At 59.8% G+C, this 16,659-nt stretch carries 14 protein-coding genes; 11 read left to right on the top strand and 3 right to left on the bottom strand.

Translation table 11 applies throughout. The features are described from left to right. Nucleotides 1–31: 31 nt before the first annotated feature. The 3 genes from RFER_RS17880 to RFER_RS17870 form a co-directional block, all read right to left on the bottom strand. Nucleotides 32–694 (bottom strand): TetR/AcrR family transcriptional regulator, encoded by a 663-nt coding sequence (locus tag RFER_RS17880; protein ID WP_011465797.1) that lies wholly within the window; start codon nt 692–694, stop codon nt 32–34. Further along, nucleotides 688–1,950 (bottom strand): patatin-like phospholipase family protein, encoded by a 1,263-nt coding sequence (locus RFER_RS17875; RefSeq protein ID WP_011465796.1) that lies wholly within the window; start codon nt 1,948–1,950, stop codon nt 688–690. The genes RFER_RS17880 and RFER_RS17875 overlap by 7 nt, the downstream gene beginning before the upstream one ends. Nucleotides 1,951–2,169: 219 nt before the next feature. After that, nucleotides 2,170–2,772, bottom strand: coding sequence for a phasin family protein (locus RFER_RS17870; protein ID WP_011465795.1), 603 nt, complete (start codon nt 2,770–2,772; stop codon nt 2,170–2,172). Nucleotides 2,773–2,982: 210 nt separating this feature from the next. Between RFER_RS17870 and RFER_RS17865 the strand changes: the two genes are divergently transcribed. From RFER_RS17865 to RFER_RS17815, 11 genes are all read left to right on the top strand, one after another. After that, nucleotides 2,983–4,980, top strand: a complete 1,998-nt coding sequence (locus tag RFER_RS17865) for an SDR family oxidoreductase (RefSeq protein ID WP_011465794.1) — start codon at nt 2,983–2,985, stop codon at nt 4,978–4,980. Between the two features lie 375 nt (nt 4,981–5,355). Further along, the gene (locus tag RFER_RS17860; RefSeq protein ID WP_011465793.1) at nt 5,356–5,727 is read left to right on the top strand and encodes an H-NS family nucleoid-associated regulatory protein; all 372 of its coding nucleotides are present in this window, start codon (nt 5,356–5,358) and stop codon (nt 5,725–5,727) included. A gap of 8 nt (nt 5,728–5,735) precedes the next feature. Then, nucleotides 5,736–6,626, top strand: coding sequence for an acetylglutamate kinase (gene argB / locus RFER_RS17855; protein WP_011465792.1), 891 nt, complete (start codon nt 5,736–5,738; stop codon nt 6,624–6,626). A gap of 148 nt (nt 6,627–6,774) precedes the next feature. Continuing rightward, nucleotides 6,775–7,482, top strand: a complete 708-nt coding sequence (locus RFER_RS17850) for a response regulator transcription factor (RefSeq protein ID WP_011465791.1) — start codon at nt 6,775–6,777, stop codon at nt 7,480–7,482. A 3-nt stretch (nt 7,483–7,485) separates the two neighbouring features. Beyond that, entirely contained in the window at nt 7,486–8,943 is a 1,458-nt protein-coding gene (locus RFER_RS17845) for a sensor histidine kinase (protein WP_011465790.1), read from the top strand. A 61-nt stretch (nt 8,944–9,004) separates the two neighbouring features. Next, complete coding sequence (slmA, locus tag RFER_RS17840) at nt 9,005–9,727, top strand: nucleoid occlusion factor SlmA (protein WP_011465789.1); 723 nt, start codon at nt 9,005–9,007, stop codon at nt 9,725–9,727. A 176-nt stretch (nt 9,728–9,903) separates the two neighbouring features. Next, nucleotides 9,904–10,614, top strand: a complete 711-nt coding sequence (locus RFER_RS17835) for a TetR/AcrR family transcriptional regulator (protein WP_011465788.1) — start codon at nt 9,904–9,906, stop codon at nt 10,612–10,614. A gap of 2 nt (nt 10,615–10,616) precedes the next feature. Beyond that, nucleotides 10,617–12,413, top strand: a complete 1,797-nt coding sequence (locus tag RFER_RS17830; protein WP_011465787.1) for an acyl-CoA dehydrogenase C-terminal domain-containing protein — start codon at nt 10,617–10,619, stop codon at nt 12,411–12,413. A gap of 16 nt (nt 12,414–12,429) precedes the next feature. Then, nucleotides 12,430–12,864: a DUF2147 domain-containing protein gene (locus RFER_RS17825; protein ID WP_011465786.1), complete on the top strand. Its 435-nt coding sequence runs from the start codon at nt 12,430–12,432 to the stop codon at nt 12,862–12,864. 91 nt (nt 12,865–12,955) lie between these two features. Beyond that, entirely contained in the window at nt 12,956–15,355 is a 2,400-nt protein-coding gene (locus tag RFER_RS17820) for a 3-hydroxyacyl-CoA dehydrogenase/enoyl-CoA hydratase family protein (protein ID WP_011465785.1), read from the top strand. 20 nt (nt 15,356–15,375) lie between these two features. Continuing rightward, nucleotides 15,376–16,572, top strand: a complete 1,197-nt coding sequence (locus RFER_RS17815) for an acetyl-CoA C-acyltransferase (RefSeq protein ID WP_011465784.1) — start codon at nt 15,376–15,378, stop codon at nt 16,570–16,572. Nucleotides 16,573–16,659 lie beyond the last annotated feature (87 nt).

Genomic DNA, 16,659 nt, shown 5'->3' with positions numbered 1-16,659 from the left:
TTGTCTCCTGTGGCAGGTGTGACCGGCTTTTCTATTTCTCGCTGTTATTGTAGGCGCCCACCAGTTGCAGCAAGTGCTGGCGCTGACTCGGCTCCAGATAGGGCACCAGCAAATTCAAGACGTGGTGCGCACCGCGCAGCAGTGCTGCCTGCGCGTTTTCAGGCTCGAGTGCCCGGCGCGGGTCGCGCACATATTCAAAACTCAGCCAGTAGGTCAGCACCACCACCATGCTGGTGGCCGTGGCTTCGACTTCACGCGAATCAATACGCACCGCGCCGGTGCGGCTCATGCCGTCCAGCAAGGCTTTGACGGCGCGGGTCTTGTTTTTAAGGACCGATTGGAAATGGGTTTCGAGCCGCCGGTTCTTGCTCAGCAAATCGTTGAGGTCGCGGTATAAAAACCGGTACTGCCAGATCAACTCAAACAGACTGTGCATGAAGAACCAGGCGTCTTCCACGTCGCGCACGCCGTCGCTGGCATTGAGCAGCTCGTTCAAGGCGCGCTCGTAACGGTCAAACAGCGAGTTGATGAGTTCGTCTTTGGCCGGGTAGTGGTAGTACAGGTTGCCCGGGCTGATGCCCAGTTCGGCTGATATCAAGGTGGTGGATACATTGGGCTCGCCAAAGCGGTTGAACAGCTCCAGCGTGACCTCCAGAATCCGTTCGGCGGTGCGCCGGGGCGCTTTTTTTACCATGAGGGGCTGCTCTTATGCGCTGCTGATCGCACGACATGGCCCAGATCGTCCATGATTTCCTGCAGATTCGCGATGGCGCGCCCCACCTGGCTGGCGGGCTTGGCCGGCGCACTCAAGTGCCGCTTGGGGTCGTCCAGCGATTCGTGGTGCAGGCTGATGCCGTGACGCCGCAGTTTCTCGGACAGGCCGGTTTTGTTGGAGCGCAGCATCTGGCGTGTCTGCTGATAAGCGTGCTCGGCCAGGTTGCGGCGCTGGGAGTAGCTGAAGGTATTGGCCAGGTACATCTCCGGGTCCCGGTGGTCGGGCTCAATCAGGATGATGTCGGTGTTGGGGTAGAGGTGCTCGTAGTGCTTCATGCCCAGGCTCAGGCGTGAATGAATCATGGAGCGAAAGGTCTGGCTCAGCACCGCGGGCAGTCCGCCGTCGATGATGCGCGGGATGTGGTGCTTTTCAGCTGGCAGGCCACGCCGCATGACTTTGGCGACCTGTGGTGCGGTGGCATCAAACGGCACCAATGGGTTCAGGCACAACATCAGGTCAACGCCGCTGGCCAGGGCAACGGAGGCGTGCATGGTCTTTTTCAGGGCGCCGTCAACATAGTAGCTGTCATCAATTTCCACCGGAGGAAACAGGCCCGGCAGCGCCGCGCTGGCCTGCACCGCTTTGGAGATCGGCACATGGTCCCAGCCCGGGCGACCAAAGGGCACCGCTACGCTGCTGTCCAGATTGGTGGCCACCAGGGTGAGCTCGGTTTTGAGCTGGCGAAAGTCGTTGGTGCGGCCCTCGCGCGCGTAGATGCGGGCCAGCTCAACATGGATCTGCTCATTGGAGAAAATGCCGGTGGGCAGGCCGGGGCTCAGGCGTTCCAGTGCCCGGATGAACGATTTCCTGCCCGCCGTGAAATGCCACAAGGCCGACAGCAGCAAACCGGGCAGCATGATGCCGCGGCGCACAAACTCGCCATAGGCGGGCTCCAGCAGCCAGGACGGATCAAACGTTTCGGACCTGTCGGACGTCTCGCTGTCATTCTCAATAAATGACGCACACAGCTCATGGGGAGTGATGCCATTGGCCAAACCGGCGGCTATGAAGCCCCCAGCGGACACGCCAACATAGTGCTGCAACTTGGTGAAGTCGATGCCGTTGAGTGACTCCTGAAGCGCACACAGGGCGCCGATCTCATAAATGGCACCCAGCGGACCGCCACCCGCCAGTGCCAGCGCAATTCTTGGCGGGCGAGATGTTTTCAGTTTCATAAGCTCAAAGTGTAGAGGTGAGGGTGATGAAGATTTGCTGCAATGCAGCAAGACTGGTAACTGGATCAGTTGGGCACGGGTCTGGTTCGCTTCGCGTACGGCGGCATGTTTCCCATAGGCTAAAAAAGCAAAAAAGGGCGCCTAAGCGCCCTTCAGGAGAATCATCTTGCACGGCCCTCGCCGCGCAAGCTGTGTCAGTGGCTTCACGACACGCCGCTATCAGACTTGGGCCGCAGCAGGTTCAACCGTTTCGACCGCGGCTGCTTTGCGCGCTGGCGCCGCACGTTTGACCACCGCCTTCGGCGTCGCTTTGACGACTGGCTTGACGGCCGACCTGGCCACAGGCTTGACTGTTTTCTTTGGCGCAACTTTGGCCGCAGCCTTGGCAGCTGCTGTCGGCGCCGGGTTTTTGGCCGAGAGTTTTTGCACGCTCTTGTTGAGTTCATCGATGCGGGCGATCAGGGCGTTGACGTCTTTGGCTGAGGGCACGCCGAGCTTGTTCAGCGCCTTGGCCACGCGATCTTCAAAAATGCTTTCCAGCTTGTCCCATTGGCCGGAGGCTTTGGACGAAATATCGGTTGCCATGGTGGACATTTTGCTGGTGGCTTCCGAGATTTTTTCTTCGGCAACCGATTGGGTCTTGCGTTGCAAGCTCACGCCTTCCTTGACCAGGGCCTCAAAGGCCTTCGAGCCTTCGGCCTGGGCCTTGTTGAAAGCGCCCAGACCCGCCTGCCAGATTTGCTGGGCTGAATCTTTGACTGATCCCTTCAGACGTGTGTCGGTCTTCTTTTTGGGGGTAGTTTTCTTCAGTTTTGTGACCATGAGGCGCTCCAGATAGGGTGTGAGTTGCTTGAACCGGGTTGCACTCGTGGGATTGAGTGCATGAGCAGCACTTTAAGGGCTCGTTGAATCGTCGTGTAGGTGGTACATCCTAATTCTCTAGGGCGCGGGCCCTAGCCGGGCGCGGGTTTATGCTGAATAGACATTGGTCCGGTTTCAGCCAGAATAGATATTCTCTAATTGGAGGCTTTCATGCAGTATTTTGTTACCGGTGCCACCGGGTTCATTGGCAAGCGGCTCGTCAAAAAACTTCTTGAGCGCAAGGGCTCGGTGGTGCACTTCTTGATTCGCCAGGAGAGTGAAGGCAAGGTGGCGGGTCTGCGCAAGTACTGGGGTGCCGGCGCCGCGCGGGTGGTGCCTGTGTTCGGCGACCTGACGGCCAAAAAGCTGGGCGTCTCTGCCGATGCCATCAAACAAATCAAAGGTCAGATTGACCATTTCTACCATCTGGCTGCCGTCTATGACCTGGGGGCTGATGAAGCCAGCCAGATTGCCGTCAACATTGAGGGAACCCGCAACACGGTGGAACTGGCTGCCGCCATTCAGGCCAGGCACTTTCACCATGTGAGCTCGATCGCGGCGGCTGGGTTGTACGAGGGCGTGTTCCGCGAGGACATGTTTGAGGAGGCCGAGAACTACGAGCACCCTTATTTCATGACCAAGCATGAAAGTGAAAAAATTGTGCGCCATGAGTGCAAGCTGCCCTGGTCAGTGTACCGGCCAGCCATGGTGGTGGGCGATAGCAGTACCGGTGAGATGGACAAGATTGACGGACCCTACTACTTCTTCAAGTTGATTCAGCGCATGCGCCAGGTGCTGCCGCCCTGGATGCCGTCGGTCGGACTGGAAGGTGGACGCATCAATATTGTGCCGGTGGACTTTGTGGTGAACGCACTGGACGTCATCAGTCACCAAAAGGGAATCACGAAGAAGTGCTTCCACCTGGTGGATCCGGTGGGCTACCGCGTGGGCGACGTGCTCGACATTTTCAGTCGCGCCGCGCACGCGCCCAAGATGAATTTGTTTATCAATGCCGCTCTGCTCGGGTTCATTCCTCGCAGTGTCACCAAGGGTCTGATGGCGCTGGCGCCGGTGCGCCGGGTGCGCCAGGCCATCATGAAAGACCTGGGCCTGCCCGAGGACATGCTCACGTTTGTGAACTACCCCACGCGGTTTGACTGCCGCGACACGCTCGCAGCGCTCAAAGGCACGGGGGTGGCCTGCCCCAACCTGAAGGATTACGCCTGGCGCTTGTGGGATTACTGGGAGCGTCATCTTGACCCCGCTCTGCATATTGACCACACCCTGCGCGGCACTGTGGCAGGCAAAGTGGTCCTGATCACCGGTGGTTCATCGGGTATCGGCCTGGCGACCGCTCACAAATTTGCGGAGGCTGGTGCCATTACCGTCATCTGCGGTCGTGATGTCGACAAGCTCGAAGAAGCCTGCAAGGAGGCCAAAGCCAAAGGCTACAGTTTCATCGCCTACCCGGCGGATATTGCCGACATGGCGGACTGCGACCGGTTCATCAAACAGTTGATTGATGACCATGGCGGCGTGGATTTCCTGATCAACAACGCCGGCCGCTCCATTCGCCGCGCCATTGAGTCCAGCTACGATCGTTTTCATGACTTTGAGCGCACCATGCAGCTCAATTATTTTGGCTGCCTGCGCGTCACCATGGGACTGCTGCCGGGTATGGTGGCCAAACACAAAGGTCATGTGGTCAATATCAGCTCCATCGGCGTGCTCACCAACGCGCCGCGTTTCAGCGCCTATGTGGCCTCCAAGGCCGCCCTGGAAGCCTGGGCCCGCTGCGCATCGAGCGAGTTTGCCGATCAGGGCGTCAGCTTTACCACCATCAACATGCCATTGGTGCGCACCCCCATGATCGCGCCGACCGGGCTGTACAACAACGTGCCCACGCTGGCGCCCGAAGAGGCCGCCGACATGGTTGCCGAAGCCTGTATTTTCAAACCAGTGCGCATTGCCACCCGGCTGGGCATTACGGGTCAGGTTTTGCATGCCGTGTTGCCGCGGGTGGCGCAGATTGCCATGAATACAGCCTTCCGGATGTTCCCGGACTCGGGCGCCGCCAAGGGCGCGAAGCCGGGCGATAAAGTGGTGAAACAACATCTGTCGCCAGAAGCAGTCGCGATGCAGCAGATGATGCGGGGGATTCATTTCTGAGCCAGTTTCTCCGCCCTCCTTCATTATTGACTGACTTGAATTCGTGACAATAACTCCCGCCGTCTAATTTCCTGATTGGATTTGGCCATATTCGGGGAATATGTCGTCGTCTGGCGCACTGCATCGTTTCGTCAATCTGCCAAATTGGAAGCAAATAGGCGGCTGTGATGGGGCAGCACGCTCCGAAAAAGCGACGGCGACGATTAAATATTTGAAAAACGAATCTTGATGAATGGACGCAAAAAATAGTATGCATCAACCAATTGAAGGTAATAATAAGAAGAGATAATCTGACGTATTAAAACGATCTAAATAAAGGGCCCGCCAAGGCCGTCAGCGCAGAGATTTTCAATTTTCCAAGATAGAGGATTCAGTATGAGCGATTTGATCGAGATTCAAAGTCAGATAGAGAAACTGCAAAAGCAGGCCAGTGATATCAAAGCACGGGAGTTTGGCAAGACGGTGCAGGATATTTTGGCCAAGATGCAGGCTTTTGGTATCACCCTGAAGGATTTGCAGCCTGGCAAGGCACGCGGGGCCAAGGGCAAAGCCAAAGCCACCAAGGTCGGCAAGGCCGGTGCTGGCGTCAAACCCGCTGGCGCCCCCAAGAAAGTCGCCTTGCCGGTGGCTGCCAAATACCGGGGTCCCAATGGGGAAGGCTGGAGTGGCCGGGGTTTGACGCCGCGCTGGTTGACAGCGCTGCTGGTGGATGGAAAAACCAAAGAAGATTTCGCGATCAAGAGTTGATGTAACCCATGACCGACGTTAGCAACATTGCGCCGCGCGACAAGGCCGAAATCCTGGCCCAGGCGCTGCCCTACATCCGCAAGTTCCATGGCAAGACCATGGTCATCAAGTACGGTGGCAACGCCATGACCGACCCGGCATTGCAGGCCGATTTTGCGGAGGACGTGGTATTGCTCAAGCTGGTCGGCATCAACCCGGTGGTGGTGCACGGCGGCGGGCCGCAGATTGAAGCCGCCTTGAAGCGCTTGGGCAAAAAGGGCGAATTCATCCAGGGCATGCGCGTGACCGATGCCGAAACCATGGAAATTGTCGAGTGGGTGCTGGGTGGCGAAGTGCAACAGGACATCGTGGGTCTGATCAACCAGGCCGGCGGCAAGGCCGTGGGCCTGACCGGGCGTGACGGCGGCATGATCCGCGCCCAAAAACTCAAGATGCGCGACAACACCGATGCCAGCAAGGAGTACGACGTCGGCCAGGTCGGCGACATCGTCAGCATTGATCCCAGCGTCGTCAAGGCGCTGCAGGACGACGCTTTCATTCCGGTCATCAGCCCGATTGGTTTTGGCGAGAACAACGAGAGCTACAACATCAATGCCGATGTGGTCGCGGCCAAGCTCGCCACCGTGCTGAAGGCTGAAAAGCTGATGATGCTCACCAATATCAGCGGCGTGCTTGATAAAGCGGGTAACTTGCTCACCAACCTGAGTGCCCGCCAGATTGATGACTTGTTTCTTGATGGCACCATCAGCGGCGGCATGCTGCCCAAGATCAGCGGTGCGCTTGATGCAGCCAAGAGCGGTGTCAACTCGGTGCACATCATTGATGGCCGGGTGCCGCATGTGCTGTTGCTGGAGATTTTGACCGATCAGGCCTTTGGCACGATGATTCGCTCTCATTAACAAAACATCAAAATCCGGTCCCAACGCGACCCTGCCGGACCCGCGCCGACCAAGGGCTTGGGGCTGGAGGTTGAGCGCATCGAGAATTAGTTTGCTATCATTGTAATAGCTATATGTGCTTATTCCACGGTGGCTGGAGGCCAATTTAATGCGATTATTGTTGGTGGAAGATGATGTCATGGTGGCCAGTGGCATCAAGCTCGGCCTCACCGACGCCGGTTACGCCGTGGACTGGGTTAGCAATGCCGAGCGCGCGCTGGAAGCCATGCGCCACGAATCGTTTGACGTGGCTGTTCTCGACATTGGTTTGCCTGGCATGGATGGTCTGGCGCTGACCCAGCGTTTGCGCAAAGACGCGCCCGCCATGCCCGTGCTGCTGCTCACCGCGCGCGACGCCCTGCACGAGCGGGTGCAGGGGCTCGACACCGGAGCCGATGATTACATGGTCAAACCGTTCGAGTTGCCCGAGCTGCTGGCACGCCTGCGCGCACTCTTGCGCCGCTCGCAGGCGGCTACCTCGGCGGTGCTCAGTTTTGGCGCGCTGGAACTCAACACGGCGACGCGGCTGGCCTGCCTGCGGCCCAGCGGCCAGGCAATCGAGCTGGGGCCGCGTGAGTGGACGGTGCTGGAGTACCTGCTCATCAACGCGCCCAAACCCGCCAACAAAGACAAGCTGCTGCAGGCGCTGACCGGGTGGGACAAGGAGATCACACCCAATGCGGTGGAGGTGTACATCTCCCGCTTGCGCGGCAAGTTGGAGCCGCATGGCATCGGGCTGCGCTCGATTCGCGGCTTTGGCTACCGTCTGGAACTGATCGAAGCCGGCATAAGCGATTCGCGCCATCCAGCGCCTTGACCGATGCAGCTGGCAACCATGTCCTCCGGCCTGCAGCGGCGCTTGCTGCTGCTGTTATTGGTGCCCCTGTGTCTGCTGGCTGGCGTCAATGCCTGGTTTGACTACCGTTATGCCGACGCTGCCGCCTTGCAGCAAGACCGCCAACTGCTCAAGCTGGTGCCCTTGCTGGCGGACTCGGTGATCGCCAGAGGCAAAACGTCCGATGCCCCGCCGGTCCTGCTGATGGCCCCGGTCATCGCAGAATTTCTCAGAGACCGGGTCGGTCTTTCAGCCTTCTGCATTGCCGATCTGGAGGGGCGGGTGCTGCTGGGTCATGACTGGTTGAGCGGGTTGCCGCCGACCACACGCGAGCCTGAGTTCGCCAGCGCAGAGCAGGGCGGTGTGACCTACCGCATAGTCTCGCAGCGCCTCCAAACCGCCGCTGGGGAGCTGGTCGTGCGTTTGGCAGATGGGTCCGATCCGCGCCAACAGTGGGTCAAACTGGTGCTGCTCAAGGTCTTGTTGCCCAATCTGGTGCTGATGGTGCTGGGGGTGTTTGTGGTCAATTGGGCGGTCAGACAGGCGCTGCGTCCCTTGCTGGACCTGAAGGAGGCGGTCGAGCAGCGCTCGCCGAGCGACTTGAGTGCGATGGATGTGCAGGCCTCGCCCGAAGAGGTGCGCCCGCTGGTGCAGTCGCTGAACCGCTTGTTCGGTCTGGTCAACGCCCAGGCTGAGAGCCAGCGCCGCTTTGTGACCGACGCCGCGCATCAACTGCGCACGCCGCTGGCGGGCCTGCAGGCGCAGGTCGAGGCCTGGGCGCAGGCGGCCAGCATGCCCGTAGCCACTTGTTCATCCTGCGGAAAATTTATACAAAACCAGCCTCTAGCCCCCGTGAATAAAGTGCAAGCAGCTATAAATATAGGAGTAGAGCAAATCAGGCGCCTGCGCGATGCCACCCGCCGTACCTCGCAATTGGCCAATCAACTGCTGGCCTTGTCGCGTGCCGACGCCCACGGTCTGGACCAACAGCCAGTGCAAACCGTCGATTTGAAAGAGCTGTGCGAAACCCTGCTGGAGGCGCACCTGGATGCCGCCACGGCCAAGCAGATCGATTTGGGGCTGGATGTGCAAGCCGTGCAGGTGGCGGGTCACGCGTGGTTGTTGCGCGAGCTGCTCGGCAACCTGACGGACAACGCGCTGAAATACACACCGGCGGGCGGGGTCGTCACGCTGCGCTGTGGTCGTATGCCCGATGGCGGCGCCGCATTTCTGGAGGTTGAAGATAACGGCCCGGGTGTGCCGGTGGAGGAACGCCAGCGTGTCCTGGCGCGCTTTTACCGTATGCCGGGCACGGCCAGCCAAGGCAATGGCCTGGGCCTGGCGATCGTTGACGAGATTGCCCGGGCGCACCACGGTCTGCTGGTTGTCGGCAACGCCCGGGAGGGGCGCGGTGCCCGCTTTACCCTGGTGTTTCCGGTCTGACCCCCGCAAAAACCCTTGGTAGCGCTATGCGAGAATGAATTCAACCCACTGTTCTGTGCCCATGTCTAACGCCGAATTGACCCCCTCCCTGCTCTCTTTCCCAAGCACCGACAACCGAGAACCGGCCGCTCTGGCGCGCAAGCGGCTGAAACCGGGGGAGCGCCGGGAGCAGATACTGCAAGCCCTGGCGCAGATGCTGGAACAGCCCGGCTCGGAGCGCATCACCACTGCGGCCCTGGCGGCGCGTCTTGAGGTCAGCGAGGCCGCGTTGTACCGGCACTTTGCCAGCAAGGCGCAGATGTTTGAGGGCCTGATCGAGTTCATTGAACAGACGGTGTTTTCGCTGGTCAACCAGATTGCCGAACGCCAGAGCTCACCCATGACGGAGGGTGTCGTGGCCGCTGGGGCGGGACCATTGCTGGACGCCGTGACCAGCGCCCAGTTAGGCGTGCGTCAGGCCGCGCAGGTGGTGACCATGCTGCTGCAGTTCGCCGAGAAAAATCCCGGCATGACCCGCGTCATGGTGGGTGATGCGCTGGTGTTCGAGAACGAGCGCCTGCAACAGCGCATGAACCAGTTTTTCGACAAGATCGAGTCCAGCCTCAAGCAAAGCCTGCGCGCGGGCGCCGAGTTGCGTGGCTCGGCCACACCCAGTCTTGACACCCAGGTGCGGGCGTCGGTCCTGATTGCTTTTGTCGTTGGGCGCCTGCAGCGCTTTGCGCGCTCCAACTTCAAGCGCCTGCCTTGCGAACACCTCGAGGCCGCCCTGGCACTGATGCTCTGAGCGATTATCAGACTTGTACGTTTTGGCCAACCTGGCAAAGCTCGTGGTGTCCTTGAAACGCTAATTAGTGCGGGTAAACCCGCGTTCTGACTAGAAAAATCTCTCTAGATGGGGCCTCCGGGCTGCATGGCGTTCGGATTTGTTGCAAAATAGCACGATCGTTCTTTTCTAGTGTTATGACCTCCACCAAATCACCTGTTCAATATGCACCTTCCAGCCGCCGCCCGGGCGCCGGGCATGCCTTGCACAAGGGGCAGCAGACCAAGCAGGCCATTATTGACGCCGCTTTGGGGCTGGCCGCAGAGATCGGACTGGAAGGCCTGAGCATCGGGGCCTTGGCCGAGGTGACCCGGATGAGCAAATCGGGGGTTTTTGCGCATTTTGGATCGCGCGAAGAGCTGCAGATTTCCGTCATCCACGAGTATTACGCCCGCTTTTATGACGAGGTTTTTGCCCCGGCCATGGATGAAGCCCGGGGCCTGCCGCGGGTGCGGGCCCTGTTTGCCAACTGGATGAAACGCGTGGCGATCGAACTTCAGTCCGGCTGTATTTTCATCAGCGGTGCGGTTGAGTTTGATGACCGTCCCGGGCCGGTGCGTGATGCACTGGCGAGTTCGGTCAAGACCTGGCTGGCCGCCATGTACCGCGCCGTCGTCCAGGCCAAGCAGGAGGGGCAGCTCCATGAGGATGCTGACGAAGAGCAAATGGCCTTCGAAATCCATGGCCTGATCCTGGCCTTGCACTATGAAGCCCGGTTTTTGCAGAATCCAGCCGCCATCGGGCGCGCCCACACCGGCTTTGACAATATTCTCAAGCGCTACGGCAAGTCTGCCGCTGGCGCATCACACCGTTCCCCAGCATCCAATCGAAATTTAAAGGAGAAGTAAGCATGCCGACCTATACCCCCCCTCTGCGTGACATGCAGTTTGTGATGCACGAAGTGCTCCACGTTGTTGACGATTTGACAGCCATCCCCAAGCACGCCGATATGGATGTTGACACCATCAACGCCGTGCTGGAAGAAGGTGGCAAATTTGCCGCCGAAGTGGCTTTTCCCTTGAACCAGAGCGGCGATGCCGAGGGCTGCAAGCTCGACCCGGTGACGCATGAGGTCACCACGCCCACCGGCTTCAAGGAGGCTTACGCCAAATACGTTGAAGGGGGTTGGCCCGCGCTGGCCTGCGACACCGCCTTTGGGGGTCAGGGTCTGCCGCACATCGTCAATCAGTGTTTCTACGAGATGCTCAACAGCGCCAATCAATCCTGGACCATGTACCCGGGGCTGACGCACGGTGCTTATGCGGCCCTGCATGCGCACGGCACTGAAGAGCAAAAGCAGACCTATCTGCACAAGATGACCAGTGGTGAGTGGCTCGGCACCATGTGCCTGACCGAGGCGCATTGCGGCACTGACCTGGGTCTGATGCGCAGCAAGGCCGAGCCGCAGGCCGACGGCACGTACAAAATTACGGGCGAAAAAATATTCATCAGTGCCGGCGAGAACGACATGGCCAGCAACATCATTCACCTGGTGTTGGCCCGTCTGCCCGATGCACCGGTTGGCATCAAGGGGGTGAGTCTTTTCATCGTGCCCAAGTTCCTGGTCAAGCAGGACGGCTCGCTGGGCGCTCGCAATGGTATTTACTGCGGCGGCCTGGAGCACAAGATGGGCATCTGTGGCAACGCCACGGCGCAACTGGTGCTCGACGGCGCGGTCGGCACCATGGTGGGGCAGCCCAACAAAGGCATGCAAGCCATGTTTGTGATGATGAACGCGGCGCGTCTGGGTGTCGGCAACCAGTCGCTCGGCCAGACGGAAGTGGCTTATCAGAACGCGCTGGCCTACGCCAAGGAGCGCATCCAGATGCGCTCGCTCACCGGCGTCAAGGCCAAGGACAAGCCGGCCGACCCGATCATCGTGCATCCGGACGTGCGCAAGATGCTGCTCACGGCCAAGGCCTACGCCGAAGGCGGCCGCGCCCTGTTGTGTTACAGCGCCATGTTGCTGGAAAAAGAGCACAGCCATCCTGACGAGAAAGTGCGCAAGGACGCTGGTGAATTGCTGGCCATGCTGACCCCGATCGTCAAAGCCTTCATCACGGACAACGGCCATATTTCCACCAATGCCTGTATGCAGGTGTTTGGTGGCCACGGTTACATCAAGGACTGGGGCATGGAGCAATTTGCGCGCGACAACCGCATCAACATGATTTATGAAGGCACCAACACAGTCCAGTCGCTGGACTTGCTGGGACGCAAAATCCTGGGCAACAACGGCGCCACCTTGCGCAAGTTTGGCAAGCTCGTTGGCCAACTGGTGGCCGAAGAAGGCGTCAACGAAAAGATGGCCGAATTCATCACCCCGATCGCCATTCTTGGCGACCAGATGACCAAGTTCACGACCGAAATCGGTTTCAAGGGCTTCCAGAACGCCGATGAAGTGGGCGCTGCCGCCGTGGACTACCTGCGCGTGGCCGGTCACCTGGTGTTTGGCTACTTCTGGGCCCGCATGGCGCAAGTGGCCTTGCGTGAAATTGCCGCCGGCAACACCGACTCCTTCTACCTGGCCAAGGTGCAGACGGCGCGCTTCTACTTTGCCAAACTGTTCCCCGAAACCGCCACGCTGATGCGCACGGCACGCGCCGGCAGCAAAGTGTTGATGGACACCGATGCGGCCCTGGCCTGAGAGCCAAGGAGTCCTTATGTTCAGGCAAATTGCTGCTGTTGTTTTGGCCGCGCTGGCATGGCCGGCACTGGCCCAGATGACGCCCGTGGGCGTCTGGCGCACCGTTGACGACAAGACCGGCGAGGTGTCATCCGAGGTGCGCATCAGCGATAACGCGGGCGTGCTCTCGGGCCGCATCGAGAAACTGCTGCGCAAAGACGCCAGGCAGGACGATGTCTGCGACAAGTGCACCGATGAGCGCAAAAACAAGCCGGTGTTGGGGCTGGAGATCATCCGTGGCGCCAAAAGATCCGATGGCAAGGAGGTTTGGGAAGGCGGCAAGATCCTCGACCCTGACAACGGCAAGGACTACACCTTGCGCCTGACGCCGATCGAAGACGGCAAGCAGCTTCAGGTGCGCGGCTACATCGCGTTTTTCTATCGAACCCAAACCTGGACGCGCGTTCCGTAATCAGTTAGCCGTTCGCCCTGAGCTTGTCGAAGGGCATTTGTGAACATATTCAAGGGCTTCGACAAGCTCAGCCCGAACGGAGATTAAATCAATGTCAAGATTTCAAGTCAAAAAAGTAGCCGTGCTGGGTGCCGGCGTGATGGGTGCGCAAATTGCCGCCCATCTGGTCAACTGCAAGGTGCCGGTCGTGCTGTTTGACCTGCCCGCCAAAGAAGGCCCCAAGAACGGCATCGTCACGCGCGCCATTGAGGGCCTGAAAAAGCTCAAGCCCGCGCCACTGGGCGTGGTGGAAGATGCTGCCTTGATCCAGCAGGCCAATTACGAAGAGCACATGGACCAGCTCTTGGACTGCGATCTGGTGATTGAAGCCATCGCCGAGCGCATGGACTGGAAGCTCGATCTGTACAAGAAAATTGCCCCTTTCCTGGCGCCGCACGCCATCGTGGCGTCCAACACCTCGGGCCTGTCGATCACCAAGCTCAGTGAAGTCCTGCCGGAAGAAATCAAGCCACGCTTTTGCGGCATCCACTTCTTCAACCCGCCGCGCTACATGATGCTGGTGGAGTTGATCAACACACCCACCACGCAACCGCAGATCCTGGACGACCTCGAAGCCTTTGTCACCAGCAACCTGGGCAAAGGTGTGGTGCGGGCCAAGGATTCCCCCAATTTCATCGCCAACCGCGTGGGTGTCGCCGGTATGTTGTTGACCATGAAAGAGGTCGAGAATTTTGGCCTGAGCTATGACGTGGTCGATGACCTGACCGGCAAAAAGCTGGGCCGCGCCAGTTCCGGTACCTTCCGCACCGCTGACGTGGTGGGGCTGGACACCATGACACACGTGATCAAGACCTTGCAAGACACCTTGACGCTTGACACCGATCCGTTCTATGAAAGTTTTGCCACCCCCGCGGTGCTCAAGACCTTGCTGGAAATGGGCAACCTGGGTCAAAAAACCAAGGCCGGCTTCTTCAAGAAAGTTGGCCGCGATGTGCTGCGTTTTGACGGCGAATCCAAAGAGTACGTGCCCGGTGGCCAGAAGGCAGACCAGGTCTATGCGCGCATGCTGAAAAAACCGGCCGCCGAACGGCTGAAATTGCTGCGTGACAGCGAAGGCGCGCAGGGCCAGTTCTTGTGGGCCATTTTGCGCAATGCCTTTCACTACGCTGCGGTGCACCTGGAAGCCATTGCTGACAATGCGCGCGACGTGGACTTCTGCATGCGCTGGGGCTTTGGCATGAAGCAGGGCCCGTTCGAGTTGTGGCAAGAAGCCGGTTGGCTCAACGTGGCCAACATGATCAAAGAGGATATCGACGCAGGCAAAGCCTTGTGCAAAGCGCCACTGCCGGCTTGGGTCTTCAAAGGCCCGGTGCTTGAGGCCGGTGGCGTGCACACACCGCAGGGTTCGTGGAACCCCAGCACGGGCCAATTTGTATTGCCGCGCAGCCTGCCGGTGTACACGCGCCAGCACTTCCCCGAGAGCGTGCTGGGTGCCGATGCGCCCAAGGCCCAAACCGCGGGCAAGACACTGTTTGAAGACGATGCGATTCGCCTGTGGACGCTGGCCGACGACGTGGTGATTGCCAGCATCAAGACCAAGATGCACGCCATTGGCCCGGCCGTGGTTGAAGGTCTGCTCAAGGGTGTGGAACTGGCCGAGGCCAGCTACCAGGGGCTTGTCATCTGGTCGAACGACGAGCTGTTTTCAGCCGGTGCCGATTTGCAGGCCATGCTGCCCGCCTTCATGATGGGCGGTGCCAAGGCGATCGATGGGGCTGAGCTGGAAATGCAAGAGGCCATGCTCAAGCTGCGCTATGCCAACGTGCCCGTGGTGTCGGCGGTGCGCGGCCTGGCGCTCGGTGGCGGCTGCGAACTGGCAGTGTTTTCCGCCAAACGCGTGCTTGCCATGGAAAGCTATGTCGGTCTGGTCGAAGTGGGTGTCGGCCTGGTGCCCGGTGGCGGTGGGCTGACCTATATCGCCCGTCGCGCGGCTGAGAAAGCCGCCGCGTCTACCGGTAAAGACCTGCTGCCATTCCTGACCGAGGGCTTCACCGCTGCGGCCATGGCCAAGGTGGGAACCAGTGCACTGGAGTCGCGCAAGCTCGGTTATGTGCTTGAGGGCGATGTGATCGTTCCGCACAAGGACGAGTTGCTGTTTGTGGCCATCAACGAGGCCAAGGCGATGTTCAACTCGGGCTACCGGGCGCCGCAAAAGCGCCTGTTCGCGGTGGCAGGGCGCAGCGGCGTGGCCACCATCAAGGGCTCGCTGGTCAATATGCGCGACGGCGGCTTCATCAGCGCGCACGACTACCACATTGCCAGCCTGATTGCCAACGTGGTGTGTGGTGGTGACGTGGATGCCGGCAGCCTGGTCAGCGAAGAGTATCTGATGACGCTGGAGCGCCAGGCCTTCTGCTCCTTGCTCACGCACCCCAAGACGCAGGAACGCATCATGGGCATGCTCTCCACCGGCAAGCCCGTGCGCAACTAACAACTGACTGAGAAACTGTTATGAAACAAATGCAAGAAGCCTATATCGTCGCCGCCACGCGCAGCCCCATCGGGCGCTCGCACCGGGGTTTTTTCCGCAACATGCGACCGGATGATCTGCTGGTCAGTGTGTTGCAGTCCGCGCTGGCCCAGGTGCCCACGCTGGACCGCAACATGATCGAAGACATGATCTGCGGCTGTGCCATGCCCGAAGGCCAGCAGGGCCTGAACGTGGCACGCACGGCAGTCGTGCTGGCCGGTCTGCCCACCAGCGTGGGCGGCATCACCGTCAACCGTTTCTGCGCCTCCGGCCTGTCGGCGATCCAGATGGCGGCCGACCGCATTCGCGTTGGTGAAGCCGAGGTGATGATTGCCGCCGGCGTCGAGAGCATGAGCATGGTGCCGATGGGCGGCAATGCGCCGTCCTTCTCGCCGCTGATGTTCGCCAAAGACGAGAACGTCGGTATTGCCTACGGCATGGGTTTGACCGCCGAGAAGGTGGCGACGCAGTGGAAGATCAGCCGTGAGGCACAGGACGCGTTTGCACTCCAATCGCACCAGCGCGCACTCGCTGCGCAAGCGGCGGGTTACTTCGGCGCTGAAACGACGCCGATTGAAGTGACCGATCGCGCGCCCAATCTGGCCACCGGCGAGGTGATCGAGAAAAAGCGCACCGTCAGTGTGGATGAGGGCGCCCGCCCGGACACCTCGCTGGAAGGTCTGGCCAAGCTCAAATCACCCTTCGCCGCACGCGGCACGGTGACCGCCGGCAACAGCTCGCAGACCTCGGACGGTGCCGGTGTGCTAATTTTGGCCAGTGAAAAAGCGGTCAAGCAGTTTGGCTTGACACCGCTGGCACGTTTCGTCAGTTTTGCCGCCAAAGGCGTGCCGCCAGAAATCATGGGCATTGGCCCGATCGAGGCGATACCCGCTGCGCTGCGCTATGCCGGCTTGAGCCAGGATGACATGGACTGGATCGAACTTAATGAAGCCTTTGCTGCCCAGTCGCTGGCCGTGATCAACACGCTTGGGCTCGACCAGTCCAAGGTCAACCCGATGGGTGGTGCCATTTCGCTGGGTCACCCGCTTGGCGCTACCGGTGCCATCCGCGCCGCCACCTTGATCCATGCGCTGCAGCGCAAGCAGCTCAAGTACGGCATGGTGTCCATGTGCATCGGCATGGGGCAGGGCGCCGCGGGAATTTTCGAGCGCGTCTAAGCGCTAAGTCAGATGAAGAAGGCCACGCACCAGTGGCCTTTTTTTCGTCGTCACGGGTTTTGCTGCGCTGGTGGCCCGAATTTTGAT

Source organism: Rhodoferax ferrireducens T118 (assembly GCF_000013605.1).
Lineage (GTDB): Bacteria > Pseudomonadota > Gammaproteobacteria > Burkholderiales > Burkholderiaceae_C > Rhodoferax > Rhodoferax ferrireducens.
Note: the sequence above shows the minus strand (reverse complement) of the source record. Positions and strands in the feature narration are given on the sequence as shown.

Coding starts and splice junctions, on each gene's coding strand:
- RFER_RS17860 (WP_011465793.1), top strand. CDS start 5,356: ATGAGCGATTTGATCGAGATTCAAAGTCAGATAGAGAAACTGCAAAAG.
- RFER_RS17820 (WP_011465785.1), top strand. CDS start 12,956: ATGTCAAGATTTCAAGTCAAAAAAGTAGCCGTGCTGGGTGCCGGCGTG.
- RFER_RS17835 (WP_011465788.1), top strand. CDS start 9,904: ATGACCTCCACCAAATCACCTGTTCAATATGCACCTTCCAGCCGCCGC.
- RFER_RS17865 (WP_011465794.1), top strand. CDS start 2,983: ATGCAGTATTTTGTTACCGGTGCCACCGGGTTCATTGGCAAGCGGCTC.
- RFER_RS17850 (WP_011465791.1), top strand. CDS start 6,775: ATGCGATTATTGTTGGTGGAAGATGATGTCATGGTGGCCAGTGGCATC.
- argB (WP_011465792.1), top strand. CDS start 5,736: ATGACCGACGTTAGCAACATTGCGCCGCGCGACAAGGCCGAAATCCTG.
- RFER_RS17830 (WP_011465787.1), top strand. CDS start 10,617: ATGCCGACCTATACCCCCCCTCTGCGTGACATGCAGTTTGTGATGCAC.
- RFER_RS17880 (WP_011465797.1), bottom strand. CDS start 694: ATGGTAAAAAAAGCGCCCCGGCGCACCGCCGAACGGATTCTGGAGGTC.
- slmA (WP_011465789.1), top strand. CDS start 9,005: ATGTCTAACGCCGAATTGACCCCCTCCCTGCTCTCTTTCCCAAGCACC.
- RFER_RS17875 (WP_011465796.1), bottom strand. CDS start 1,950: ATGAAACTGAAAACATCTCGCCCGCCAAGAATTGCGCTGGCACTGGCG.
- RFER_RS17815 (WP_011465784.1), top strand. CDS start 15,376: ATGAAACAAATGCAAGAAGCCTATATCGTCGCCGCCACGCGCAGCCCC.
- RFER_RS17870 (WP_011465795.1), bottom strand. CDS start 2,772: ATGGTCACAAAACTGAAGAAAACTACCCCCAAAAAGAAGACCGACACA.
- RFER_RS17825 (WP_011465786.1), top strand. CDS start 12,430: ATGTTCAGGCAAATTGCTGCTGTTGTTTTGGCCGCGCTGGCATGGCCG.
- RFER_RS17845 (WP_011465790.1), top strand. CDS start 7,486: ATGCAGCTGGCAACCATGTCCTCCGGCCTGCAGCGGCGCTTGCTGCTG.